This window comes from uncultured Aquimarina sp., assembly GCF_947495315.1.
Lineage (GTDB): Bacteria > Bacteroidota > Bacteroidia > Flavobacteriales > Flavobacteriaceae > Aquimarina.
In genome coordinates this window covers 49,938-75,316 of record NZ_CANLYD010000001.1, presented here as the reverse complement: position 1 = coordinate 75,316, position 25,379 = coordinate 49,938, and the positions used below count along the sequence as shown (strand labels likewise).

21 protein-coding genes are annotated in these 25,379 nt (G+C 32.5%); 17 read left to right on the top strand and 4 right to left on the bottom strand.

Annotated features, from left to right (window positions below):
• Positions 1–2: 2 nt before the first annotated feature.
• From Q0910_RS00315 to Q0910_RS00290, 6 genes are all read left to right on the top strand, one after another.
• Positions 3–2,768, top strand: coding sequence for a CHAT domain-containing protein (locus tag Q0910_RS00315; protein WP_299210938.1), 2,766 nt, complete (start codon positions 3–5; stop codon positions 2,766–2,768).
• A complete protein-coding gene (locus tag Q0910_RS00310; RefSeq protein WP_299210935.1) occupies positions 2,765–5,491 on the top strand; it encodes a CHAT domain-containing protein in 2,727 nt (908 codons plus the stop codon). The genes Q0910_RS00315 and Q0910_RS00310 overlap by 4 nt, the downstream gene beginning before the upstream one ends.
• A gap of 239 nt (positions 5,492–5,730) precedes the next feature.
• Positions 5,731–5,961: a class I lanthipeptide gene (locus tag Q0910_RS00305; protein WP_299210932.1), complete on the top strand. Its 231-nt coding sequence runs from the start codon at positions 5,731–5,733 to the stop codon at positions 5,959–5,961.
• A 74-nt stretch (positions 5,962–6,035) separates the two neighbouring features.
• A complete protein-coding gene (locus Q0910_RS00300; protein WP_299210929.1) occupies positions 6,036–7,241 on the top strand; it encodes a lanthionine synthetase C family protein in 1,206 nt (401 codons plus the stop codon).
• A 137-nt stretch (positions 7,242–7,378) separates the two neighbouring features.
• Positions 7,379–8,584: a hypothetical protein gene (locus tag Q0910_RS00295; RefSeq protein ID WP_299210926.1), complete on the top strand. Its 1,206-nt coding sequence runs from the start codon at positions 7,379–7,381 to the stop codon at positions 8,582–8,584.
• Positions 8,585–8,912: 328 nt separating this feature from the next.
• Complete coding sequence (locus Q0910_RS00290; RefSeq protein ID WP_299210923.1) at positions 8,913–9,098, top strand: hypothetical protein; 186 nt, start codon at positions 8,913–8,915, stop codon at positions 9,096–9,098.
• Positions 9,099–9,181: 83 nt separating this feature from the next.
• Here the strand turns inward: Q0910_RS00290 and Q0910_RS00285 are convergent, their stop codons facing one another.
• Positions 9,182–11,389, bottom strand: a complete 2,208-nt coding sequence (locus tag Q0910_RS00285) for an ATP-dependent DNA helicase RecQ (protein WP_299210920.1) — start codon at positions 11,387–11,389, stop codon at positions 9,182–9,184.
• 231 nt (positions 11,390–11,620) lie between these two features.
• On the opposite strand from Q0910_RS00285, the gene Q0910_RS00280 reads away from it, so the two are divergent.
• From Q0910_RS00280 to lptB, 4 genes are all read left to right on the top strand, one after another.
• Positions 11,621–12,586, top strand: a complete 966-nt coding sequence (locus Q0910_RS00280) for a KpsF/GutQ family sugar-phosphate isomerase (protein ID WP_299210917.1) — start codon at positions 11,621–11,623, stop codon at positions 12,584–12,586.
• 1 nt (position 12,587) lies between these two features.
• On the top strand, positions 12,588–13,421 hold the full coding sequence (gene tatC, locus Q0910_RS00275) for a twin-arginine translocase subunit TatC (RefSeq protein ID WP_299210914.1): 834 nt from the start codon (positions 12,588–12,590) through the stop codon (positions 13,419–13,421).
• A complete protein-coding gene (locus tag Q0910_RS00270; RefSeq protein WP_299210912.1) occupies positions 13,421–13,771 on the top strand; it encodes a carboxymuconolactone decarboxylase family protein in 351 nt (116 codons plus the stop codon). Before tatC ends, Q0910_RS00270 begins: the two co-directional genes overlap by 1 nt.
• 78 nt (positions 13,772–13,849) lie before the next feature.
• Complete coding sequence (gene lptB, locus Q0910_RS00265; protein WP_299210909.1) at positions 13,850–14,590, top strand: LPS export ABC transporter ATP-binding protein; 741 nt, start codon at positions 13,850–13,852, stop codon at positions 14,588–14,590.
• Positions 14,591–14,652: 62 nt separating this feature from the next.
• Here the strand turns inward: lptB and Q0910_RS00260 are convergent, their stop codons facing one another.
• Positions 14,653–15,414 (bottom strand): CDP-alcohol phosphatidyltransferase family protein, encoded by a 762-nt coding sequence (locus Q0910_RS00260; protein WP_299210906.1) that lies wholly within the window; start codon positions 15,412–15,414, stop codon positions 14,653–14,655.
• Positions 15,415–15,541: 127 nt separating this feature from the next.
• Here Q0910_RS00260 and Q0910_RS00255 point away from each other — a divergent pair, with 127 nt between their 5' ends.
• The 5 genes from Q0910_RS00255 to Q0910_RS00235 all read left to right on the top strand — a co-directional run bounded on the left by Q0910_RS00255 (position 15,542) and on the right by Q0910_RS00235 (position 21,884).
• Positions 15,542–16,630, top strand: coding sequence for a PorV/PorQ family protein (locus Q0910_RS00255; RefSeq protein WP_299210903.1), 1,089 nt, complete (start codon positions 15,542–15,544; stop codon positions 16,628–16,630).
• A gap of 91 nt (positions 16,631–16,721) precedes the next feature.
• Positions 16,722–18,302: an apolipoprotein N-acyltransferase gene (lnt, locus tag Q0910_RS00250; protein WP_299210901.1), complete on the top strand. Its 1,581-nt coding sequence runs from the start codon at positions 16,722–16,724 to the stop codon at positions 18,300–18,302.
• Positions 18,303–18,331: 29 nt separating this feature from the next.
• Entirely contained in the window at positions 18,332–19,366 is a 1,035-nt protein-coding gene (locus Q0910_RS00245) for a hypothetical protein (protein ID WP_299210898.1), read from the top strand.
• Positions 19,367–19,418: 52 nt separating this feature from the next.
• Complete coding sequence (locus tag Q0910_RS00240) at positions 19,419–21,290, top strand: ABC-F family ATP-binding cassette domain-containing protein (RefSeq protein WP_299210896.1); 1,872 nt, start codon at positions 19,419–19,421, stop codon at positions 21,288–21,290.
• Positions 21,291–21,311: 21 nt separating this feature from the next.
• Complete coding sequence (locus tag Q0910_RS00235; RefSeq protein ID WP_299210893.1) at positions 21,312–21,884, top strand: hypothetical protein; 573 nt, start codon at positions 21,312–21,314, stop codon at positions 21,882–21,884.
• On the opposite strand, the gene Q0910_RS00230 is transcribed toward Q0910_RS00235, so the two are convergent.
• On the bottom strand, positions 21,874–22,398 hold the full coding sequence (locus tag Q0910_RS00230; RefSeq protein ID WP_299210890.1) for a hypothetical protein: 525 nt from the start codon (positions 22,396–22,398) through the stop codon (positions 21,874–21,876). The two genes, Q0910_RS00235 and Q0910_RS00230, sit on opposite strands and share 11 nt — an antisense overlap.
• 160 nt (positions 22,399–22,558) lie before the next feature.
• Between Q0910_RS00230 and Q0910_RS00225 the strand changes: the two genes are divergently transcribed.
• Together Q0910_RS00225 and Q0910_RS00220 are read left to right on the top strand one after the other, a co-directional pair.
• The gene (locus Q0910_RS00225; protein WP_299210887.1) at positions 22,559–23,245 is read left to right on the top strand and encodes an ABC transporter ATP-binding protein; all 687 of its coding nucleotides are present in this window, start codon (positions 22,559–22,561) and stop codon (positions 23,243–23,245) included.
• A gap of 71 nt (positions 23,246–23,316) precedes the next feature.
• Complete coding sequence (locus Q0910_RS00220) at positions 23,317–24,774, top strand: sodium:solute symporter (protein WP_299210885.1); 1,458 nt, start codon at positions 23,317–23,319, stop codon at positions 24,772–24,774.
• Here the strand turns inward: Q0910_RS00220 and Q0910_RS00215 are convergent.
• Complete coding sequence (locus Q0910_RS00215; protein WP_299210883.1) at positions 24,751–25,113, bottom strand: CoA-binding protein; 363 nt, start codon at positions 25,111–25,113, stop codon at positions 24,751–24,753. The two genes, Q0910_RS00220 and Q0910_RS00215, sit on opposite strands and share 24 nt — an antisense overlap.
• Positions 25,114–25,379 lie beyond the last annotated feature (266 nt).

Genomic DNA, 25,379 nt, shown 5'->3' with positions numbered 1-25,379 from the left:
TTTTGACAAAAAAAATAAAAATAAAAGACAAAAAGAGGAAAATTGACAGAAATTTTCCTCTTTTTATCCTGCTCTTTATTTGTAATTTGATTCAATGCCAACAAATATCTAAGACTTTAGATTCTCTCTACACCTTAGATATATCAGAATCAGAAAAGATACAACTATACTACCAACATCTCGAAAAACAAGAAAAAACCAAAGACTATACCCAACTAGGCTCTGATGCTCATCAGATTGCCAAGTGGTTACATAAAAATACAGTTACAAAACGAGAAGCCATAGACATTCAAAAAAAAGCGGTAAATGCAAGAAAAAATGCAAAACCTTTTAATTCTAAACTTTTAAAAGGAAGTTATTATAACTTGGGTTTATTTAGTTTAAGAGCTGAAAGATATATCGAAGCCATTGAAGCATATAAAAATTTAGCATCCATAGATGATTCTACTGACTACCTTACTGGAAGAGCATATCTACGAATAGGAGATTGTTATAAGGAATTAGAAGACCCTTATACCGCAGTTCAAAACCATAATAATGCATTTAAATTTCTACAAAACAACAAACGTTATCTCATTAGCAATCATATCAATGTAGCCGCTGCTTATGAATTGATGCGAAATAAGGATGACTCTAAAAAAGCTATCAAACATTTAGAAATTGCTGATTCATTAACTAATTTATATAGTGTAGGTGAAAGAAAGAAAAATAGCTTATATATAATAAATAACAATTTAGGAGGACTATATTTTCATAGTGTACAAGATTCTACCTTATCCGAAAAATATTATATTAAGGCATTGACTAATATTCAAAATATGCAAGTAGAAGAATACATTGTTAAAACCTATTATAATTTAGGCTTAATAAATATAAACAGAGATAACAATAAGTCTTTAAGGTATTTAGAATTATCACTACAGAATATTAGTAAAAACAGTGATTTTACAAAATACCCATATTTTGGATTGGGTATACTAGAAAATACCAAAAGAAACTATCTAAAAGCCCTAGAGTACTATAATTTATCCTTAACCAATATTTTTAAGACTAACATAACTTCCTATAATATCAACTCTATTTTAAATAAAAACAAGCTATCCATTATTAAAGACAAAATGTTATTATTAGAAATATTAAAGGATATTACTCATAACTATATTAATTTAGGAGATGAGAAAAAAGAGGATCAATTTTATCAAGAAGCCATAAAACTAACGAAAATATCAGATCTTTTGATTGATATTATGCTAGAAGATAATATTTCTAATGATTCCAAACTTTTATGGAGAAGTATTGCTTCTGGCACCTACGCTGCTGGTATCGAAGCCTGTAATAAAATTAAGGATATTCCATATGGTTTCTACTTATCAGAAAAACACAAAGCACTTTTGCTAATGCAAGAGATTGATAAAGATACTTCTCAAATTCCTGAATCGATATTAGACAAAGAATTAGCACAAAAGAATAGGATAATAGAATTACAGCAATTATACACTAGCAATATCACACAAAAAAACAAAGATTCTATATCCGATCTTTTATTCGATAAAAAAGCACGATTGGGAGTATTTCAAGATTCTTTATCTACAATATATCCCAACTACTTCTCTAATAGAAATCTTCCTAAAATCGTACCGCTCTCCGAAATAACATATAACGATAATGAAATCATCATACAGTATATGATGACAGAGCGGGTTGGAGCTATATTTCCTGATACTTACTGTCTAGTATTATCTAAAAATAATAAGAAGTTATATCAATTAGAAAACACTAAACTACTACACGACAAAATATATGATCTCAGAAAACGATTGGATCTATCTTTTAGAAACAAAGAAGATATTCTCTCCTATCAAGAAAAATCATATGATCTTTACACTTCTCTTATCCCAAAAGAAGTAAGACCTCTTTTAAAAGATAAAAAGGTTACCATCATACCCGATCACCTTATTAATACTATTCCTTTTGAGGCTTTAGTAGCCGACATAAATTCTGGAAAGTATTTACTGGAAGATTGTGAAATCAGTTACACCTATTCTCTATCCTTTGAGAAACAGAATGAGTCAAGAACCAGAAACGCTCAAAAAGAATTCTTAGGTATTGCTCCCGTCAATTTCTCTTATGAACTCACTAGTCTACGACAAAGTAAAAAGGAAATAAGTACTGCAAATTCTTATTATTCTGGTTCTTTATTACTAGATAGGGAAGCTACTAAAGAAAATTTTATACAAGAAGCTTCTAATTACAAAATCATTCACTTAGCAACTCATGCAAATGCATCAGATTCTATAGCGCCCTGGATCGCATTTAGAAATCAAAAAATGATTGACAAGGAATTAGATCTTTTAAAAAACCAAGCTGATTTAGTAGTTTTAAGTGCTTGTAACACCTCTCTAGGGATTGTAAACAGTGGAGAAGGCGTATTAAGCCTTGCCCGTGGATTTTTTAAGTCTGGAGCTAAATCTGTGATTCCATCACTCTGGAGTACAAATGACAAAACAACCGCCATCATCACTTCTGATTTTTATAAAAACCTGAGTGAAGGACAAACAAAATCTGCGGCATTAAGAACCGCAAAACTTAATTATCTACACAATAATACTGATGCAGAAGCTTCGCCCCATTATTGGGCATCTTTGGTATTAATAGGAGATAACGGAACCTTGTTGCCGCAACCTAATAACTTATTGTTTTTGTGGATTGGATTGGGGTTGATTTTGGTAATTATGTTAGGTTACTTCGTATTTAAAAAAATAAGATGAAACCTTTACACAAACACATAGTTGCTTATATCTTTTGTGTATTAGGTTTAACTTTATATAGTCAAGGAATATCTCCTCAATTAGATTCCATCCATCAATTAACCGGTACGGATTATGATAACATTCATCTTTATAATGAATTGTTAAATACGTGGGAGGAAGAAAAAAACTATACTCAATTAGGATCTGACGCTCATCAAATTGCCAAATGGTTGCACAAAAACGATGGTACAAAACAAGAAGCTATTAAAATATTAAAAAAAGCAATTGATGCACGCATAAAAGCTTTACCATTTAATCCCAATTTATTGCGCAGTAGTTACAACAATCTTGGGTTATACCACCTAAGGACAAAAAAATATCTGGCAGCAATTAACGCTTATAAAAAACTAATAGCAGTGGATGGATCAAAATTTCTTAACGGAAGAGCTTATTTAAGAATAGCAGATTGCTACGCTCTTTTAGGAGATCCTTTTAATGCTATTGATAATAATAATAAAGCTTTTTTACATTTAAAAAATAAAAAATATATAATCTTTAATCATATTAATATCGCTGACTCTTTCAAAAGTTTACGAAATAAAAAATATGCTTCTAAATCAATAGAACATTTAAAAAAAGCTGAATCTCTAATTTTTTCATCTTCTATTAGCAAAAAAAGCCTTTTCAAAATATACAATAACTTAGGGGGATTATATTTTGAAACATTACATGACACAATTGTAGGAGAAAAATATTTTTTAAAAGCACTCGATATAGCAAAGGATCAAAATTCTAACGAATATATATCTAAAACTTCTTATAACTTAGGTTTGCTTAACATTAGAAAAAATAAAAATAGTTCACTGGAATATTTCGATCAATCTTTACAATATTCAAAAGGAGATCTTTCTATAAAAAAGTCTATCTATTATGGTTTAGGACTATTAGAAAATTCACTTACAAATTATCAAGATGCAACAGATTTTTATTACAAATCACTTTCTGCATTTTTCAACACTTCTTTAACAGATCAAAACCTTGAAAATATATTAAATAGAAAAGAATTATCTGTTATTAATGATAAAATGCTCCTGTTAGAAATATTGAAAGATATTACTTCCAACTATATTAATTTAGGAGATCATAAGAAAGAGCTTCAGTTTTATAAAGAAGCGATAAAGTTGACTAAAATATCAGATTTATTGATCGATATTATGATAGAAGATAATATATCTAACAATTCTAAACTTTTATGGAGAAGTATTGCTTCCGGTACTTATGCAGCTGGGGTAGAAGCTTGTAATAAAATTAATGAGACTTCATACGGCTTCTATCTATCAGAAAAGCACAAAGCCTTACTTTTAATGTTGGAGATTGATAAAGATGTTTCTCAAATTCCTGAATCCGTATTAGCAAAAGAAGTAGATTTAAAGAATAGTGTCATTGAATTACAACAATTATATAATAGTAATATCACACAAAAAAACATCGATTCAATATCTAATCTTTTGTTTGATAAAAAAGAACGATTAAGCACATTTACAGACTCTTTATCTACTATTTATCCTAACTATTTTTCAAGTAGAAATCTCCCTAAAATCGTACCGCTCTCTGAAATAACATATGACACTGACAAAATCATCATACAGTACATGATGACAGAAAGAATTTCTGGTTTATTCCCTAACACTTATTGTCTAGTGTTATCTAAAAATGATAAAAAGTTATATCAATTAGAAAACACTAAACAACTACACGACAAAATATACGATCTAAGAAAACGATTGGATGTACCATTTAGAAGTAAAGAAGATATTCTCTCCTATCAAGAAAAATCATATGATCTTTACACTTCTCTTATCCCAAAAGAAGTAAGATCTACTCTAAAAAACAAAAAGGTTACCATCATACCCGATCACCTTATTAATACTATTCCTTTTGAGGCTTTAGTAACTGATATAGATTCTGGAAGGTATTTATTAGAAGATTGCGAGATCAGTTACACCTATTCACTATCCTTTGAAAAACAAAATAAGTCAAGAATTAGAAACGCTCAAAAAGAATTCTTAGGCATTGCTCCTGTAGATTTCCCTTATGAACTCACTAGTCTACGACAAAGTAAAAAGGAAATAAGTACTGCAAATACTTATTATTCTGGTTCTTTATTACTAGATGGGGAAGCTACCAAAGAAAATTTTATACAAGAAGCTTCTGATTACAAAATCATTCACCTAGCAACTCATGCAAATGCATCAGATTCTATAGCGCCCTGGATCGCATTTAGAAATCAAAAAATGATTGACAAGGAATTAGATCTTTTAAAAAACCAAGCTGATTTAGTAGTTTTAAGTGCTTGTAACACCTCTCTAGGGATTGTAAACAGTGGAGAAGGCGTATTAAGCCTTGCCCGTGGATTTTTTAAATCCGGAGCGAAATCTGTGATTCCATCACTATGGAGTACCAATGATAAAGCAACCGCCACCATCACTTCTGATTTTTATAAAAACCTGAGTGAAGGACAAACCAAATCTGCGGCTTTACGAACTGCAAAACTTAACTATCTACACAACAATACCGATGCAGAGGCTTCGCCTCATTATTGGGCATCGTTGGTATTGATTGGTGATAGTGGAACCTTGTTGCCGCAATCTAATAACTTACTATTTTTGTGGGTTGGATTGGGTCTTGTTTTAGTATTAATTATTTTGTATATCCTTTTCTTGAGAAAGAAAAAGAAATGATCTACTACTAAAAAATATAGTACGCTATTTCTTATTATAGATAAAACGATTTAAATACAATACGTTATCTATAAACTTTCCCACACATAATATAAGGAGGTATATGGTATAAACCTCTTCTTTTCTTAACACAATATTAAGAAACAACATCCATTGTAAGGACATTAACAATCAGTAGTAGACATAAACTCTGAGTGTCTATAAATGTTCAGAATCTTATTATTCTAAAATTACAAATCATGAAGAAAAAAAAGTTCGATGGGTTATCCCTAAACAAAAATGTGATCTCTAAACTTAATGGTAATTACATAAAAGGAGGTGGAGTAATTCTTGTTACAGGAGGATGTCCTAGTTATAATGATTGTTCTGCAAATCTACCCTGTTTATCAGGGGATTGCGAAGTTGGAACAATTGAATGTAATGGACCTAGTCAGCAAACTTGCCATTCTATACATAAAGCATGTGAGTAAGATTCATTAAAAAAAGGAGAGGATAGTAATCTACTATCCCTCCTTTCATTACCATTTAAATTAAATCTTATACATTGAATACTAGCATATTCCATCAAAAATTAGAAGAGATCAATAAAATTATAGATCAACAAGAATATGAGGAAAGTACTATTGGTGTCTTATCCGGTCTATCGGGAATTGCTCTTTTTAAATTTTACTACTCCAAATTTCTTGATAAGGATAATAATGATATAGGCAGTATACTTCTGGAACAAAGTATCCAAAAAATTAATGAAGGATATAATCTCGGAACATTTTGTTCAGGAATTGCAGGTATGGGATGGGTGATTAGTCATTTAGAACGAAACGGTTTTATAGATATTGATCTAGACAATCTTTTTGGTGAATTGGATCAATATCTCTTTAAGAAAATGAAAAATGACCTGGAAAAAGGGCATTATGATTTTTTACATGGAGGTCTGGGCTATGCATTTTACTTTCTAAATAGATATAAAAACACCAACTCACAACTATTAAAAGAAAACTACAAAACATGCTTACTTGCAGCTATAGAAATTCTTGAAAAGAGATCGGAAAGCAATGATAAGACCTATAAATGGATTTCAGAAATTGGTTTGAATACAAAAGAAAAAGGTTACAACCTAGGTCTTTCTCACGGGATGTCTAGTATCGTTGGTATGTTAACCAAACTATCCCCACATAAAGATTTTGAGAAGGTTTCTAAAAAAATGCTTCGTGGAACGATATCCTATATCTTACAGTATCAAAACCCAAACAAAGAGGGTTCTTGCCTTTTTCCTAACATCATACACGAAAATGGCTCCCACGAATATAAAAGTAGGCTAGCTTGGTGTTATGGGGACTTAGGCATAGGAATTAGATTTTGGCACGCCGCCAAAGTCTTACAAGATGCATCATTACTGAAAACTGCTATTAAAATCATGGAACACGCCGCCTTGCGAACGAACAATGAACAAACCATGATTAAAGACGCAGGACTATGTCACGGATCATTTGGTAATGCACAAATCTTTCTAAGAATGTACAAAGAAACAAACAACAATACTTTTAAAGACGCTTGTGAATTTTGGATGCAAGATGGATTGAATAAAGCGACTCACATTGATGGATATGCCGGCTACAAACAATGGAAAGGTCCGAATGAATGGAAAAAAGAAGTTTCTTTATTAGAAGGAGTCGCAGGTATCGGTCTTACACTTATAGATTATCTAGCAGATTTCGAAACTAGTTGGGATGAGTGTTTAATGATAAGTTGATACATACTAAGTAGTAGAACATTCAGACACTCATTATGTCTAATCTTCCCATTTTCAGCATAATTCAATGATAAAAACATATGCTTTTTAACAAAAAAGCTATATTTGCTCCTTCACAAACTCAGATCGTCACACACATGAAATCTTTACTTTGTTTTGCAGTAGGCTTATTTTTTATTGCTACTAGTAGTGCACAAAGTCTTTATGAGGCTGGTTATTTTATTGATAATAACGGTAAGCGCACAGAATGCCTGATCAAAAAACTCACTTGGAAAAGCAATCCCACAGAATTCGAGTGGAAAAGAACTATATCCTCTAGCTCTAAAACCGAAACTATTGAAAACATTAAAGAGTTTGCAGTAGGTGAAGATTATAGGTTTAAAAGATACATACTCCAATTTGATCTAAACGGAGATACAGTCGGAAAGTCTACCAAATCAAAAGACCCTAATCTTACATATAAAAAAATATTTCTTAGAACGATTCTTAAAAGTAAAACAATCTTATATCAATATTCTGAAAATGGCGTGCATCGTTTTTTCTATACAGATCCAAACACAGTATACCCTGAATTATTGATTTATAAGGTGTTCTATACTCCAGATGAGACTAAGAAACCAGGGAAAAAAATCATCCCACAAGAAAACAACACCTATCAGCAACAGTTGCAAGAAAAGGTACATTGCAAAAACCAAGATGTATCTAAACTTACCTATACTCAGCGTGACCTAAAAAAATATTTTAAAAAGTATAACGAGTGCAAAGGAAATAAGATCGAATATATCATTCGCAAAAAAATCAATCAAACCAGAATTGGTATTGTAGCAGCTGTTGATTTAAGTGGTTTTACTCATAACTCAATAGCAGGAAGTGCCGGAAATGTAAGTTATGAAGATGTTTTTGTTCCTAGATATGGAGTTTTTGTCGAAACGTTTATACCCTTTTCTAAAGTAGATTTAAGTTTCTTTTTAGAATCTACCTATAAAGCTTTTACGATGGATGGTCGTGATCTTGCCATCGCCAATAGTGAATTCGAACTAGATTACAAAAGTATCAATGTGGCTGTTGGTCCACGATTTCACATATACTTGAGCTCTAAATTCGAGTTATTCCTGGAAGGTGGATTGACAGTAGATTTCAATATTGGCACAGAATCCAATGTTTTTGCCGAAAACGAAATAGAAAACACCACAACTGATTATTTTTATGGTGGAGGTCTAGGATCCGGTCGTTTTAAAGTTGGTTTCAGACAATACACCAGTAAAAACATATCCAAAAGTACATCACTACCAGATTCAGAGTTAACGACCTCTAGCTTATATCTTTCGATGAATATATTCTAGTCCAAAAATTGGTCTTACGATTTTTACATATAGTAATAGAAGTTGTCTAAAAAACTATAAAAATATTAAGATATCAGTTTGATGATGGTATTTTACCTTTTAGACAACCCCTTTTCGTTTGTTCTAACAAAGCAACAAATTTCCAATAAACAACTTCTACAATAAATTCAATCCAATAAAATCGAAGCAATAAGGATTGAAAAACCCCTTTTTAACATAAGTTTAAGTAACTATTCCTCCTCATACGACATTAACTACTTTAAGAGACATATGCCTTAAGTGTCTTTAAATGGTTAAGGAAGTACAAATCATTATTAAAACCTATAGTATGTTAAAAAACATTTTAAAAGAAAACGGAGTTCAAGAATTGAACAAAAATGCACAAAAGACAATTAATGGTGGAACATTACCCGAATGTCCAACATTTTTTCCAAATGGATGTTTTGCAGGTGCTCCATTCTATTGTAACATCCATGGATTACCTATATGCGGCCCGCAGGATCAGGAAAATTAATTATAAAGAGGTTGTTCAATTGAAAAAAGTAAAAGAGGACGTTTTCACATCCTCTTTTATATAATTAAAAGCATGATAATTTATTAATTCGCAACATCGCTAATGAATTTGATTCGATATAGTCTTAGTTCTTCATCATCATAATCTCCATCAAATTCTTCAATAGCAGTATCTATTTTATCGTTTTCAGCTTCTATAAAATATTCATGAATTTCCTCTTGCTGATCTTCATCAAGTATTTCATCAATCCAGTACGTAATATTAAGTTTAGTTCCACTATACACAATAGCCTCCATCTCCTTAATAAACTCAGTCATATCCATACCTTTAGCCGCAGCGATATCATCTAGTGGTAGTTTTCTATCTACATTCTGAATAATATATAATTTAAGACCACTATTAGCCCCAGTACTTTTTACAACAAAATCATCCGGACGCATGACATCATTTTCTTCCACATACTTGGAAATAAGTGCCACGAAATCCTTTCCATATTTTTTAGCCTTACCTTCTCCTACTCCATGTACATTACCCAGTTCTTCTATGTTTACTGGATATTTCAACGCCATATCCTCTAGAGACGGATCTTGAAACACAACAAAAGGTGGAACACCTAATTTCTTTGCTACACTTTTTCTTAAATCTTTTAGCATTCCTACCAATCGATCATCTGTTCCTCCTGCTTTACCTCCTGATTTGGCGGCAGTAATAATAGAATCATCTTTAGTTTCATTATATACATGATCTTCTGTCATCATAAAACTAACTGGTGATTCGATAAACTCTCTTCCTTTAGGAGTTATTCTGATAACACCATATGTTTCTATATCTTTTCTTAAATATCCAGCCACTAAAACTTGTCGTATTAATGCCATCCAATATTTGTCTTCTCTGGACTTACCAGTCCCAAAAAATGGCTGTTCGTGAGTCTTATGAGAAATAATCAGTGCGTTACTCTTACCGATTAATGTGCTGACTAAATCTTTGGATTTATAAATTTCTCCGGTCTTACTCACCACCTTTAGTAGCAGTTGAACCTCATCTTTTGCTTCATGCTTTTTCTTTGGATTACGTACATTATCATCCATATCCGCACCATCTCCAGTAACATCGTCAAACTCTTCCCCAAAATAATGCAATATAAATTTACGTCTGGAGATTGAGGTTTCTGCAAAAGCTACTACTTCTTGCAAAAGTGCATGACCAATTTCCTGTTCTGCTACAGGCTTACCACTCATAAACTTTTCCAGTTTTTCGATATCTTTATATGCATAATAGGCTAAACAATGTCCTTCTCCTCCATCTCGACCTGCACGACCTGTTTCCTGATAGTAACTTTCTATACTTTTTGGTATATCATGATGAATTACAAAACGTACATCAGGTTTATCAATACCCATTCCAAAAGCTATGGTAGCAACTACCACATCAGCATCTTCCATAAGGAACATATCTTGATGTTTTGCACGCGTTTTTGCATCCAGACCTGCATGATATGGAACCGCTTTTACACCATTTACCTCTAACGTCTGAGCAAGTTCCTCTACTCTTTTTCTACTTAAACAATATACGATACCACTTTTTCCGCTATTTTGTTTTACAAAACGAATAATATCTGCATCAACATTTTTTGTTTTAGGACGAATTTCGTAGTATAAATTAGGGCGATTAAACGATGCTTTAAAAGTTTTGGCATTACTCATCGCTAAATTCTTAAGAATATCTTCTTGTACTTTTGGAGTAGCCGTTGCCGTAAGTCCAATGATTGGGATATTCTCTCCTATTCTCTTTATAATATTCTTTAGATTCCTATATTCCGGCCTAAAATCATGACCCCATTCACTAATACAATGAGCTTCATCAACAGCCAAAAAAGAAATCTTTTGTTCTTTTAGGAAATCTACGTATTCTTCCTTAGTTAAGGACTCGGGCGCTACATATAATAATTTAGTCACACCATTAACAATATCCTCTTTTACTCTCTTAACCTCGGATTTATTAAGGGAAGAATTTAATACATGCGCTATTCCTTCTTCTGAAGAAATACTTCGAATAGCATCTACTTGATTTTTCATTAGTGCGATTAACGGAGAAACTACGATAGCTGTTCCTTCACACATTAAGGCAGGTAGCTGGTAGCAAAGGGATTTTCCACCACCTGTAGGCATAATAACAAAAGTATTTTGGTTGCTTAAAACACTTTCTATTACCTTTTCCTGCAATCCTCTAAATTGACTAAAACCAAAGTACTTCTTTAAAGCTCCTTGTAAGTCGGTTTTGTTCAAACTCATTAAATCGTTTAACTTTTATATACCAATTAAATTAAAATCGCTATCACTTAAACCTTTTTCCCCAATAAAGATCCAGTGGATTGTTCTTTTTTCAAAAAGTTACCAAAGATAAGCAAACAAAAAAATAGTAAGCTTTTTTTCAGCACTATTTAAAATTCATAAGGTATTACATACCTTTGCATAATTAAAGATAATAAAATCTTTAATTATAACACGCAAATTTCATAAATTTTGAACACCCTCGATACTATTATTTCTTTTGCCCAAAAAACCATTAACGAAGAAGCCAAAGCTATTGCACATCTGGAACAACTTATCGACCAGGAATTTGCCGAAGCTGTAAATACCATACATAATTCTAATGGTCGAGTTATTATTACAGGGATCGGTAAGAGTGCCATTATAGCTTCAAAAATAGTAGCTACTATGAATTCTACCGGTACACCGGCTGTATTTATGCATGCTGCTGATGCGATTCATGGAGATTTAGGTAATATCCTTAAAGATGACGTGGTGATTTGCATTTCTAAAAGTGGAAATACGCCCGAAATCAAAGTACTAGTTCCCTTAATTAAAAACTTTAACAATACTTTAATCGGGATCACTTCTAATAAAGAGTCTTTTCTAGGAAAAGAAGCAGACTTTGTATTAAATGCTTTTGTAGAAAAAGAGGCTTGTCCTAATAACTTAGCGCCCACAACAAGTACCACAGCACAATTAGTTATAGGTGATGCTGTCGCGGTATCTTTATTGAATTTAAAAGGTTTTTCTAGCAACGATTTTGCCAAATATCATCCTGGAGGAGCTTTAGGAAAGAAGCTATATCTTCGTGTAAACGATATTGTATCAAAAAATGAAAAACCAGAAGTTAGTCCGGATTCTAATATTAACGCTGTTATTGTAGAAATGACCGAAAAAAGATTAGGTGCTACGGCAGTAACCCGAGATAGTAAAATTATCGGAATCATTACGGACGGAGATTTACGTAGAATGTTAACCACTAATACTTCTTTTGAAGGATTGACCGCAGAAGATATTATGTCTCCCAATCCAAAACGTATTGATGTAAATGCCATGGCTGTTGATGCGCTAGATAGACTTGAGGAATACGGTATCTCGCAGCTGTTAGCAGAAAAAAAAGGTAAGTATGCAGGTCTTTTGCATATTCATGATCTAATGAGAGAAGGTATTTTATAATATGGGGGATAAAACAACAAAAGATCCACAATCCATGTCGTTTTTGGATCATCTAGAAGAGTTACGATGGCATCTAATTAGAGCTACTGTAGCAATTTTAATCGCAGCAGTTGCTGCTTTTATAGCCAAAGAATTTATCTTTGACGTATTGATTTTCGGTCCTAAAAAACCTGACTTCCCAACGTATAAAGGACTCTGTAATTTATCAAAACTACTAGGCTTAGATGAAAGCTTATGCTTTAAAGAATTACCTTTTAGTGTTCAAAGTAGAAAAGTCGCCGGACAGTTCTCTGTCCATATTTGGACATCAATTACGGCAGGTTTTATAGCTGCTTTTCCTTACGTTTTATATGAGTTTTGGAAATTTATTGCTCCGGCAATGTATGATAAAGAACGAAAAAATTCTAAAGGATTTATCATCATTTGCTCATTTCTATTTTTCTTAGGCGTTCTTTTCGGGTACTACGTGATTACTCCATTATCTATTAATTTCCTAGGAGGATATCAAGTAAGTGAAGAGGTTCTTAATGAATTTGATATTGATAGTTATATTGGACTGCTTAGGGCTTCAGTAATTGCCTGTGGATTAATATTTGAGTTACCAGTAATCATGTTTTTCCTAACAAAAGTAGGTTTGGTTACTCCAGAATTCTTAAAAAAATATAGAAAATTTGCTCTGGTTATTGTTTTAATTTTATCAGCAGTAATTACACCACCGGATATTGCAAGTCAGGTTATTGTTGCAATCCCTATACTGGTTCTATATGAAATAAGTATTTTTATTTCTAAAATGGTCATCAAAAAACAAAACAAAGAATTAATACCTAAAACCTAATGAGTAACGTAGTAGAAGAGTTTAATGAATATAGAGAGAGAATGAACTCTCGTATTTTAGAAGATAATAATAAAATCATCAAAAGAATCTTCAATTTAGATACCAATGCTTTTATGAAAGGAGCTTTGGATGTAAAAACGAAAGAATTATTAGGTCTTGTCGCTTCAACCGTTCTTAGATGTGACGATTGCGTGAGATATCATTTAGAAACTTGTTATAAAGAAGGTTTAACTAAAGAAGAAGTGGTAGAAACCTTAAGTATCGCGACTTTGATTGGCGGTACTATCGTAATACCTCATTTGCGTCGTGCCTATGAGTTTTGGGATGCGTTAGAGGCAAAAGAATCTTAAATTTCAGGTTCCAAAGAATAGTGTAAATTTACCAGTTCATTTTAGCAACACTTAAAATCTAAAGAAGTCATTCTGATTATGAAGTTAAAAGCAGAAAATCTAATAAAGTCATACAAAGGAAGAAAAGTAGTAAAAGGGATTTCTCTAGAAGTAAACCAAGGAGAAATTGTAGGGCTTTTAGGACCTAATGGAGCCGGTAAAACAACTTCTTTTTATATGATTGTTGGCTTGGTAAAACCTAATGGCGGAAAGATCACTCTGGATAGTACCGATATCACTAAATTTCCGATGTATAAACGTGCTCAGAATGGAATCGGGTACTTAGCCCAGGAAGCCTCTGTTTTTAGAAAGTTAAGTATAGAGGATAATATCCTAAGTGTGCTACAATTAACCAAACTTTCTAAAAAAGAGCAATTGCATAAAATGGAATCTTTGATAGAAGAATTTGGATTAGGACATATTAGAAAAAACCGTGGTGATCTATTAAGTGGTGGTGAACGACGTAGAACTGAAATTGCCAGAGCATTAGCGACTGATCCTAATTTTATTCTTCTGGATGAACCTTTTGCAGGAGTAGATCCAGTTGCGGTAGAAGATATCCAACGTATCGTTGCTCAACTTAAAAATAAAAATATTGGCATACTTATTACCGATCATAACGTACAGGAAACTTTAGCTATTACAGACAGAACTTATCTTATGTTTGAAGGTAGTATTCTTAAAGCAGGAAAACCTGAAGAATTGGCAGAAGATGAAATGGTACGTAAAGTCTATCTTGGTCAGAATTTTGAACTAAGAAAAAAGAAATTAGATTTTTAGTTAGTATTTTAGTTTGTGAATCCTTGAATATTTATGTTAAAAAATCTCTCAAAACTCATAATTCACTCACTAACGGACTTTTCCTTAAAAACCATCGACATTATTACGTATAATAATATCACACAGGGTATTGCAGTGAACTGAAGTATCACCAATAGTATTAGTGTAAGTAATAAGAAAATATACCTCACCTTATTTTCTGCAAATCCCCAAGTTTTGAATTTAAGAGCAAACAAAGGGATTTCGGCATTTAACAAATAACAGCTTACCAATGTTAAACCAATCAAAAACCATTGATTTAATATAATATCTGAGATCCAAACTTCTGTTTGAAACTGTAAAATCAATGGTATACTTAAAATTAGTAAAGCATTCGCAGGAGTTGGCAATCCAATAAAAGATATTGTTTGCCGTGTATCGATATTAAATTTAGCTAATCGATATGCAGAGGCTAGTGTTATTAACAAACCTATTAGAGAAATATAAGGTATAAATACCTGAGCTGAATTTTGATTAAAATCCCAAGAATTAAAGACTGTACTGACCGAACTTCCAGAGGTTTTTGCCAGTAACTGATACATTACAATACCTGGTACTAATCCACTGGTCACCATATCTGCTAAAGAATCTAATTGCAATCCTAATTCACTTTGAACATTAAGAATTCTGGCTGCAAAACCATCAAAAAAATCAAAACCAATACCCAATGCTACAAAAAGCGCCGCCAATTCTAAAGCTCCTTGAACTGCAAAAATTGTAGCTATACATCCACAAAAGAGATTAAGTAGCGTAATTATATTAGGAATTTGCTTTTTAAGCTGCATATGATTTGGTTTTTGTGTAAAAATAATAAACTATTTTCGTCTATTAACATAGACTGCACAATATGAAATCGCAAATAAAGTTTATCATGTTGAAAAATAGTGAGATATTTGTGAAAAATTGCTTGGATTGAAAAGAATTATAATTGTTTTACTGTTTCTAACTGTATCAATTTCTTCGGCGCAGACTAGAAAATACTCTAATGAATTTCTAAACATTGGTGTAGATGCCGGTGCTTTAGGTATGGCTAATGCCGTGGTTGCATCATCTGGAGATGTAAATTCCGGTTATTGGAACCCTGCCGGATTAATTCATCTGGAGGATAATCAAGTATCTTTTATGCATGCAGCATATTTTGCGAATATTGCTAATTATGATTATTTAGCTTTCGCTATGCCATTAGATGAAAAAAGCGCCATTGCTCTCTCTTTAATTAGATTTGGAGTAGATGATATCCTTGATACTACTAGCTTAGTAGATGCTGATGGAAATATTGATTATACCAGGATTAACTTATTTTCTGCCGCAGATTATGCTTTTACATTTTCGTACTCAAGAAAATTACCTATTGAGGGATTAAGTTATGGAGCGAATGCAAAGGTAATCCGAAGAGTGATAGGTGATTTTGCATCTTCCTGGGGATTTGGTCTTGATGCAGCATTACAATATCAGAAAAACAATTGGCAATTTGGAATTATGGTAAGGGACATTACTACTACGTTTAATGCTTGGAGCGTAGAGGATTTTGCCATTGGTGATCTTAACGGAGATGGCATTCCTGATGAAGATCAAATACCACAAATTAGAGATCAGGAATTACCAGAAACTACTGAAATAACCATCCCAAAACTACAATTTGGTGCTGCAAGAAATTTTGACTTAGGTAAAAAAATAGGACTAAATACAGAATTGGACATGATTGTTCGTTTTGCGGAAACAAATGATATTATTTCCTCTTCTGCTATCAGTATCACGCCTGCTTTTGGTTTTGAATTAGATTACGCCAAAATTGTTTACTTACGTGTTGGTGTTGGTAACTTTCAGAATATAGAGCAGTTTGATGGATCTGACAATGTAGGTTTCCAACCCAATTTTGGAATAGGTTTTCAATACAAAGGGATTCAAGTGGATTACGCCTTAACGGATATTGGAGATCAAAGTGCCGCGATTTATTCTAATGTATTTTCTATTAAAGTAGACTGGAGTGTCTTTAGATAGGTATTCTAGAATCATTACATTTTTTTAGTTTAGGTTTTAAGTATTGTAACGAAATAAGTTTATTTTCGTTATTAAGACAGAACACTCTTATATGAAGAATATCCTACTTGCTATTTCATCCGGTTTGTTACTTGCAATTGGCTGGCCAACTTATGGTTTCCCGCTATTTCTTTTTTTCGGTTTTGTTCCGTTACTAATTACTGAATATAAAATACGTTATAACAAATTCCATAAAAGTCAGGTATTTGGATTAGCCTTTCTGACGCTCTTTATTTGGAATATGATCACTACTTGGTGGATTTATAACTCTACTCCTTTTGGAATGTGGTTTGCCGAAATTGTAAATAGTTTACTAATGGCGTTGGTATTTCTCATCTATCATCTTATAGCTAGACGAGCATCATTTACTATTGGATCTATTTTTCTGGTATGCATATGGATGAGTTTCGAATACTTGCATCTACAATGGCAGTTTTCTTGGCCTTGGCTTAATTTGGGTAATGGATTTGCTAATTTCACTTCCTGGATCCAATGGTATGAATATACAGGAGCTTTTGGAGGAACCTTATGGATCTGGATTGTAAATATTGGTGTCTATAAAAGTGTATTACTTTTTATTGAGCATAAAGATAAATCTATCTTATACAGATCGGCAATACGAAATGGACTGATTATACTCATTCCGATTTTAGTTTCTTTTGTTATCCTGAAAACCTATGAAGAAGATGGTCAAGATGTAGAAGTCATAATTTTGCAACCTAATATAAACCCTTACACCGAAAAGTATAACACTACAGATGATCGTGTAGGAACATTATTGAGTTCTCTTACAGCATCAAAGATTAGTAATGAAACAGATTTCATTATAGCACCGGAAACTGTTTTTGCCGACAATAATAGATTAAAAAACTTTCAGAGTTCTATTGCCAAAAAAACAGCTTTAAGTATCATCAGCAAATATCCAAAGGCGAATTTCTTATCTGGTATTTCGTTAATTGATGTATTTCGGGATCCATCTAAAGTTCACTCGCAGACTAATGAACATAAAAGTGGTGTATTTTATGATGATTATAATTCTGCATTTTTAGTAAGACCAGATGGAACCGATGAACTGTATCACAAAAGTAAATTGGTAGTCGGTGTAGAGAATTTCCCTTATCAAAGTGTTTTTAAACCAATTGTTGGAGATGCTATGATTGATTTGGGTGGTACAGTTGCAAAAAAAACAACTCAATCTGATCGTGAAGTATTCTTTACAAAAGAAGGAATTGGTGCAGGACCAATTATATGTTACGAAAGCGTGTATGGTGAATTTGTATCAGGTTATGTAAGGAATAATGCCGATTTTCTTACTATCATTACCAATGATGCGTGGTGGGGAATCACACAAGGGCACAAACAACATTTGGCTTATGCAAAATTCAGAGCTATAGAAACGCGTAGAAGTATTGCAAGAAGTGCCAACACAGGAATCTCTGCGATCATCAATCAAACCGGAACTATTGTTTCGTCCCTTGGATATAATGAACAAGGAGTACTAAAAGGAACCCTTAAAACAAACGACAAAATAACTTTTTATGTCAAAGCGGGAGATTATCTGGCAAGAGTTGCCATTTTTCTCATGATTTTTATTTTTCTGTTTTCTGTGACTAGACGAAGAAAGAAAATATAATTTTTTATATAGCATACAAAATATTTATTATGAAATTCTTGCCTATTATAGCATTTCTCGCATCTATCCCTTTATTTTCTCAAAATCAATATTTTATCGAAGATTTTTCTGATGAATATTACGGGAAAGTTTATGTTAATCAAGGATCCGAAAATGAAGTTTTTAAACAAGGAAAAATAATTATTTATAAAAAGAAAACTAAAAAAGAGATCATCAAAATTCAATCCGAAGAACTAGCTTTTGAGCATAATGAAAAGGGAGCTATCAAAACCAATACACTTCAATTACCTTATGGAGAGCAGAGTGTATTGATTTATGAGGATTTTAATTTTGACAATATAAAAGACCTTGCGATTCAGGATGGTCAATTTAGTTGTTACCATGGACCATCGTATCAGGTTTATTTAGGTAAAACAAACGGTTTTACTCATAGCCCAGAATTCACACAACTTGCTCAAGAATATTGCGGAATGTTTCAGGTTGATTATGAAACTAAAAAAATATTCACTAGGACCAAAAGCGGTTGTTGTTGGCATCAATTTTCAGAATATATTATCGAAAATGATCTCCCAAAAGTCATTCTCATTTCTGAAGAAGGATCTGGTATGAGTACTACAGGATACACATTTGATACGGTAGAAAAAAGATGGAATGGCTCAATTATGGTAAAAACCATAAGTAAAAAATTATTGATTGAAGATATCGAGGAATCTATATTATTACGCTTTTTGTTAGAAAAAAACTCAAAAGAAGTAGTTCTCTTTACATCAGAAATAGACAAACTTAATTATGTATTCACTAATAAAGATGGCGAAATAGAGTTTGATTATGCCGTGGAAAATAGCGATCCTAAATTCACATTATCAGAAACAAATACCGAAATATCTTTAACGTTCAAAAATCTAGATGCTACGTATAAAATTTATAAGAACAAAAATGATCATAGCATGTGGATATCGGTAACTACAGGTAAAAAAAGCTATTACAACAAAGCAGATGCAGAAAGTATTCAGGGGAAAATCAGCGTTTTAAAATCCAAAAATCTTCGAAACGTAACTAATTAAGTAAATCACATTTCTATTGTAGTTAATTCTTCGTTTCTTTACATCTTAAATTATGAATGTGAATTACGTATCAGTCGAAAATATAGCCAAATCCTTTGGGGAACGCATCCTGTTTAAAAACATTTCTTTTGGAATTAATGAAGGCCAGAAAGTAGGTTTTGTTGCGAAAAACGGAACAGGAAAAACATCCTTACTTAATATTATTGCTGGTGATGAAGAGCCTGATGAAGGACAAGTGGTGTATAGAAAGAATCTAAAAGTAGCTTTTTTACCGCAAGAACCAAACCTGGATCCTAGTCTAACAATAGAACAAACTATTTTTGCGGCGGACAATGAGACCTTACGGGTGATCAATACCTACGAAAAAGCTTTAGAAAATCCAGATGATGCAGAAGCATACCAAAAAGCATTTGAGCAAATGGACGCTCTTAACGCCTGGGATTTTGAGACGCAATACAAACAAATTCTTTTTAAGTTAAAGCTCGAAAATTTAGATAAAAAAGTAAGTCAACTTTCTGGAGGACAGAAAAAGAGACTTGCACTAGCAAATATATTATTAAGTAAACCAGAACTATTATATCTAGATGAGCCAACCAATCACTTGGATCTAGAAATGATCGAATGGTTGGAGGAGTATTTTGCCAAAGAGAATTTCACACTCTTTATGGTAACTCATGATCGTTATTTTTTGGAAAATGTATGTAATGAGATTGTAGAGTTAGAAAATGGTAAATTATATAGTTACAAAGGTAATTATGCCTACTACCTACAGAATAAAGAAGCTAGAATAGCTAACGAAGAAATTGAAACAGGTAAGGCAAAACAACTCTACAAAAAAGAATTGGATTGGATGCGGCGACAGCCAAAAGCCCGTACCACAAAATCCAAATCCAGAATTGATGATTTCTATGAAATCAAAGAACGGGCTCATCAGAGAAGAAATGATCATGAAGTACAATTAGAAATTAATATGGAACGTCTGGGAAGTAAGATTCTGGAAATCCATAAAGTTTCTAAAAGCTTCGAAAATCTAACTTTATTAGACAAGTATGAGTATGTATTCAGAAAGGGAGAACGAGTTGGTATCATTGGTAAGAATGGAACCGGAAAATCCACATTTCTAAATATGCTTACCGGAGCTATTCAACCCGATCAAGGGAAAATAGTAGTTGGTGATACCGTAAAATTCGGGTATTACACACAGCGAGGAATTAACATTAAAGAAGGACAAAAAGTAATTGAAGTAATCAGAGAATTTGGTGATTACATCCCTTTGAAAAAAGGAAGACAAATTTCTGCACAGCAATTATTAGAACGCTTTTTATTTGATCGTAAAAAGCAATATGATTTTGTAGAAAAATTAAGTGGTGGTGAAAGAAAGCGATTGTATTTATGTACCGTTCTGATACAAAACCCTAATTTCTTAATACTAGATGAACCTACGAATGATCTGGATATTGTTACCTTAAATGTTTTAGAAAATTTCTTGCTTGATTTTCCAGGTTGTCTAATTGTGGTATCTCATGACCGTTATTTTATGGATAAAATAGTGGATCACTTGTTTGTGTTTAGAGGAAATGCGGTCATTGAAGATTTTCCTGGTAATTATTCTGATTATCGAACCTATGAAAATAGTCGTACACCAGAGAAAGTTAAGACTGTGGATGCTGAACCTAAAACAAAAACTTCTTGGAAAAAGGAAAACAAGACTGCCTTATCTTATAACGAGCAAAAAGAATATAGCCGTATAGAACGTGATCTAAAAAAATTAGAAATTCAGAAGAAAGATATCGAAGCACTTTTTGTCAGCGGTACATTAGAAGGAGATAAAATCAATGAAGAATCAGCAAAGCTAAAGAAGATTATAGACGATATTGAAGAAAAAGAAATGCGCTGGCTGGAACTATCTGAGAAAATGGAGTAATCAAATCTATTTCCAGGACTGATGCTATTTAAAATTAAATCATATCTATATTTTTTATGGAAATCCACCAACCAGCACGGTGTTCATTCTCCTTTTGTATATAACCTAGTTACAAAATGTTTTTACGATAGAGAGAAAAGAGCGTCTTATGAATCGATTCTATCTATCTATAGAAACAATACTTCAGGGATAAGCTTAAAGAATGTAAAACTTCTAAACAGATTGATAGCATATTTTAATTATAAGAAGGTATTAATCGTTGAAAATTCATCTAATTTTATAGGCCAGATTTTATCCATTGATAATTCTGCTACAATCTATTATTCTCCAGAAGATCTGGATCAATTTGATTGTATTTATTTGGATATTGATCAATTCAAAAAACATCCAGAGTTTTTGGATATTTTGTTTTCTAAAGTCCGTAACGATTCTCTTCTTCTTCTACATTCGATAAATAAATCCAAAGAGAATCAAACTATTTGGCAACAATTGCAAAATCATTCCAAAATCAAAGTAACCATTGACACGTATGATTTTGGGTTTGTATTTTTCAGAAAAGAACAGGAAAAAGAACATTTTATTATCAGAGCATAACAGTTTCTTTTATATATTCATCACAAGTTTGATTTCGTTCTTTCAAAAATCGAGTCAAATATTTCTCCGACACCTCCAACCCCATTGTCTGCTCAATAGATAACAGTTTTTTATATAGTCGCGAAATCTCTTTAATTGTTTGTTTTGATGGTGATATTCTTTTTGCAAAAAAAGAGAATGTCTTGTCTCCTTTATTAAGTTTTGCTTCAAAATCAATAATTACCCAGTAATACCCTCCATCATCTATTGGGTTTTTGTTAATAAGAATCGTATTTCTTTTACTATGTAATTGCACCCAAAATCTTTTTAAAATTGCTTTAGGCATATCTGCATGCAACAGCACAGTAGAAGGTTGTCTAACATAATCTGATTCTTTAGATCTACTTGTTAAAACCATCATATCATCGCCAATATATTTAACACAAAAATTAATGTTAGTCTTACTTAAGACCAACTTTTCCGTATTTAAAATAGCATCGCTATTTACCCTTGTCGATTTTTCGATTGTAGACATTTTAGATTATTTTAAAAAGAATAAAATGTAATCCTAATTAAATAATTAAAAAATGAGAAATATCATACTAATAAAAAATTACTTTTAACTGTAACAACTTCCTTTATGATGCGTCATATAGGCTAAAATTGTATCTTACAGCTGTAATATAATACATCGCATGGAAAACGTTATTGACATTAAGGGTATCATTAGAAATTTTCAATTAGGTCAAGAAACCGTTTATGTACTTAAAGGTATTGATCTAGAAATAAAACGAGGAGATTACATTGCTATTATGGGACCTTCTGGGTCTGGTAAATCTACTTTAATGAATCTTTTAGGTTGTTTAGACACTCCAACAGATGGTACTTACAATCTTAATGGAAATGATGTAAGTAAAATGACGGATGATGAATTGGCGGATATTAGAAATAAAGAAATTGGTTTTGTTTTTCAGACCTTTAATTTACTGCCTAGAACTACTGCACTAGATAATGTTGCCTTACCCATGGTATATGCCGGAATTTCTAAAAAAGATAGAAATGCAAGAGCTGAAGAAGTATTAACAGATGTGGGACTAGCGGATCGTATGGATCATAAACCCAATCAGCTTTCTGGGGGTCAGCGACAACGAGTTGCTGTAGGTCGTGCATTGGTCAATAAACCTTCTATCATCCTAGCAGATGAGCCAACTGGAAATCTGGATTCTAAAACTTCTCTGGAGATTATGCAATTGCTTGATGAGATTCATGCAGCCGGAAATACGGTAATTGTGGTTACTCATGAAGAAGAAGTTGCAGAACATGCGCATCGCGTCATCCGATTACGTGATGGGATGATCGAAAGCGACATAAGGAATCGATAGTTTATAGTTTGTAGTTTATTTTTTGAAAATATTAATTCGTATTTTGGTGTTTTACTAATTCGGATTTCTATATGCAACCCATACATATTCTGCTTTTAATCGCCGCTTACTTTGGCGTACTACTATTAATTTCATATTTCACAGGAAAAAGTTCAGGAAACGAAGCTTTTTTTAAAGCTAATAAGCAATCTCCCTGGTATATAGTTGCTTTTGGAATGATTGGTGCCTCTTTAAGTGGAGTTACATTTATTTCTGTTCCTGGATGGGTTGAGGGAGCACAGTTTAGTTATATGCAGATCGTCTTCGGATATCTGGCGGGTAATTTTGTCATTGCGTATGTCTTAATGCCTATTTATTATGGATTAAACGTCACCTCTATTTATCAATATCTGGAAGAAAGATTCGGGATAGTTAGTTATAAAACAGGAGCATTCTTTTTCTTCATATCCAGAGTTTTAGGTGCCTCTTTCAGGCTTTATCTTGTGGCAATTGTATTACAACAGTATATTTTTGATGAATGGAATGTACCATTCGAAATTACCGTTATACTTTCTATACTGTTAATCTGGATATATACCTTTAGAGGAGGTATCAAAACAATAGTTTGGACCGATACGTTACAGACATTATTTATGTTAATCGCCTTAGGAACGGCAATCTATTATATTAACGATCAAATAGGATGGTCTTTTTCAGAATTTCTCTCTTCCGAAGAATTAAAAAACTATGACAAAATATTTTTCTTTGACAGCTTTTTAGAAAAAAATCATTTCTTCAAGTCATTTATCGGAGGTATGTTTATTGCCATCTGTATGACAGGATTAGATCAGGACATGATGCAAAAAAATCTAACCTGTCGTAATTTAAAAGAAGCACAGAAAAACATGGTTTCTTTTAGTCTGGTACTAATCGTAGTCAACTTTATTTTTCTTTTATTAGGTGCCTTGCTATTTATATATGCGGATCAATTCAATATAGCCACTCCAATCGTAGATGGAGATGTAAAAACCGATTTATTATTTCCCGAAATAGCAATTAACGGCGGATTAGGTATCGTGTTGGCTGTTGCATTTATCCTTGGGTTAGTCGCTGCAGCTTATAGTAGTGCAGATAGTGCACTAACTTCTCTAACAACCTCTTTCTGTATTGATTTTTTAGGAATCGAGAAAAAAGATGAGCAAGATCAAGTAGCTATCCGAAAGAAGACTCATATCGCTATGAGCGTTTTATTAATCATTGTGATTATAATTTTTAAACATGTATTAACTGAAAATGTAATCAGTAATTTACTAACTGTTGCTACTTTTACCTACGGTCCATTACTAGGATTATTTGCTTTCGGAATTTTCACCAATTATAAAATAAAAGATCAATATACATGGATTGTAGCCTTGATCTCTGTTCTAATTATTATCGGTGTATGGAAAATCCCTCCTGAATTAATCGGTGGTTATAAAATCGGTTATGAATTACTTCCGCTAAATGGATTACTCACGTTTCTGGGACTAATATTGATTCGTAGAAAGTAATACCAAAGTACAAGCTACCTCAGCTTCTATATTAGCTCGCTTCAGGATGTTATAAAATTCAGGATTTTCAGTTCCCGGATTAAAAATGACTTTTTTAGGTTGAAGACTTACTATATATTCATAATACTGCTGTTGACGCACCGGATTAAGATATAATGTGATTGTATCAATACCATCAAAATCAATTAAATCGGTCTCTATTTTAATCCCAGACACTTCTCCTTCTCTAAGCCCAATCGCAACGACATTCTGTTTATGATTTACTAATCTATGAATAACTAGATTAGAATATCGACTAGTTTTTAAAGAAGCTCCTAATACTAAAGTCTTTTTAGACATATTGCTTAATAATTTAATCGCAAAATAAAGTTAATACCTTAGTGTTTCATGGTATAAACGTTAAAAATAAACCCAAAAATGTTAAAAACAAAAATGACCTGTAACATACTCCTTACCTCTCGCGTCTTATAAGAAAGAAATATGATTTTTCATAGATTTAGTTAGTTAGTTACTTAATAATCAAATTTTATTCATAGTTGATGGTTAGTGTTACTATTTGATTATTATAGAGGACCGCCCCTTATCTAGGGGCGGTTTTTGATTTT

Coding starts and splice junctions, on each gene's coding strand:
- Q0910_RS00310 (WP_299210935.1), top strand. CDS start 2,765: ATGAAACCTTTACACAAACACATAGTTGCTTATATCTTTTGTGTATTA.
- Q0910_RS00305 (WP_299210932.1), top strand. CDS start 5,731: ATGAAGAAAAAAAAGTTCGATGGGTTATCCCTAAACAAAAATGTGATC.
- Q0910_RS00295 (WP_299210926.1), top strand. CDS start 7,379: ATGAAATCTTTACTTTGTTTTGCAGTAGGCTTATTTTTTATTGCTACT.
- Q0910_RS00290 (WP_299210923.1), top strand. CDS start 8,913: ATGTTAAAAAACATTTTAAAAGAAAACGGAGTTCAAGAATTGAACAAA.
- Q0910_RS00285 (WP_299210920.1), bottom strand. CDS start 11,389: ATGAGTTTGAACAAAACCGACTTACAAGGAGCTTTAAAGAAGTACTTT.
- tatC (WP_299210914.1), top strand. CDS start 12,588: ATGGGGGATAAAACAACAAAAGATCCACAATCCATGTCGTTTTTGGAT.
- Q0910_RS00270 (WP_299210912.1), top strand. CDS start 13,421: ATGAGTAACGTAGTAGAAGAGTTTAATGAATATAGAGAGAGAATGAAC.
- lptB (WP_299210909.1), top strand. CDS start 13,850: ATGAAGTTAAAAGCAGAAAATCTAATAAAGTCATACAAAGGAAGAAAA.
- Q0910_RS00260 (WP_299210906.1), bottom strand. CDS start 15,414: ATGCAGCTTAAAAAGCAAATTCCTAATATAATTACGCTACTTAATCTC.
- lnt (WP_299210901.1), top strand. CDS start 16,722: ATGAAGAATATCCTACTTGCTATTTCATCCGGTTTGTTACTTGCAATT.
- Q0910_RS00245 (WP_299210898.1), top strand. CDS start 18,332: ATGAAATTCTTGCCTATTATAGCATTTCTCGCATCTATCCCTTTATTT.
- Q0910_RS00240 (WP_299210896.1), top strand. CDS start 19,419: ATGAATGTGAATTACGTATCAGTCGAAAATATAGCCAAATCCTTTGGG.
- Q0910_RS00235 (WP_299210893.1), top strand. CDS start 21,312: ATGCTATTTAAAATTAAATCATATCTATATTTTTTATGGAAATCCACC.
- Q0910_RS00230 (WP_299210890.1), bottom strand. CDS start 22,398: ATGTCTACAATCGAAAAATCGACAAGGGTAAATAGCGATGCTATTTTA.
- Q0910_RS00225 (WP_299210887.1), top strand. CDS start 22,559: ATGGAAAACGTTATTGACATTAAGGGTATCATTAGAAATTTTCAATTA.
- Q0910_RS00220 (WP_299210885.1), top strand. CDS start 23,317: ATGCAACCCATACATATTCTGCTTTTAATCGCCGCTTACTTTGGCGTA.
- Q0910_RS00215 (WP_299210883.1), bottom strand. CDS start 25,113: ATGTCTAAAAAGACTTTAGTATTAGGAGCTTCTTTAAAAACTAGTCGA.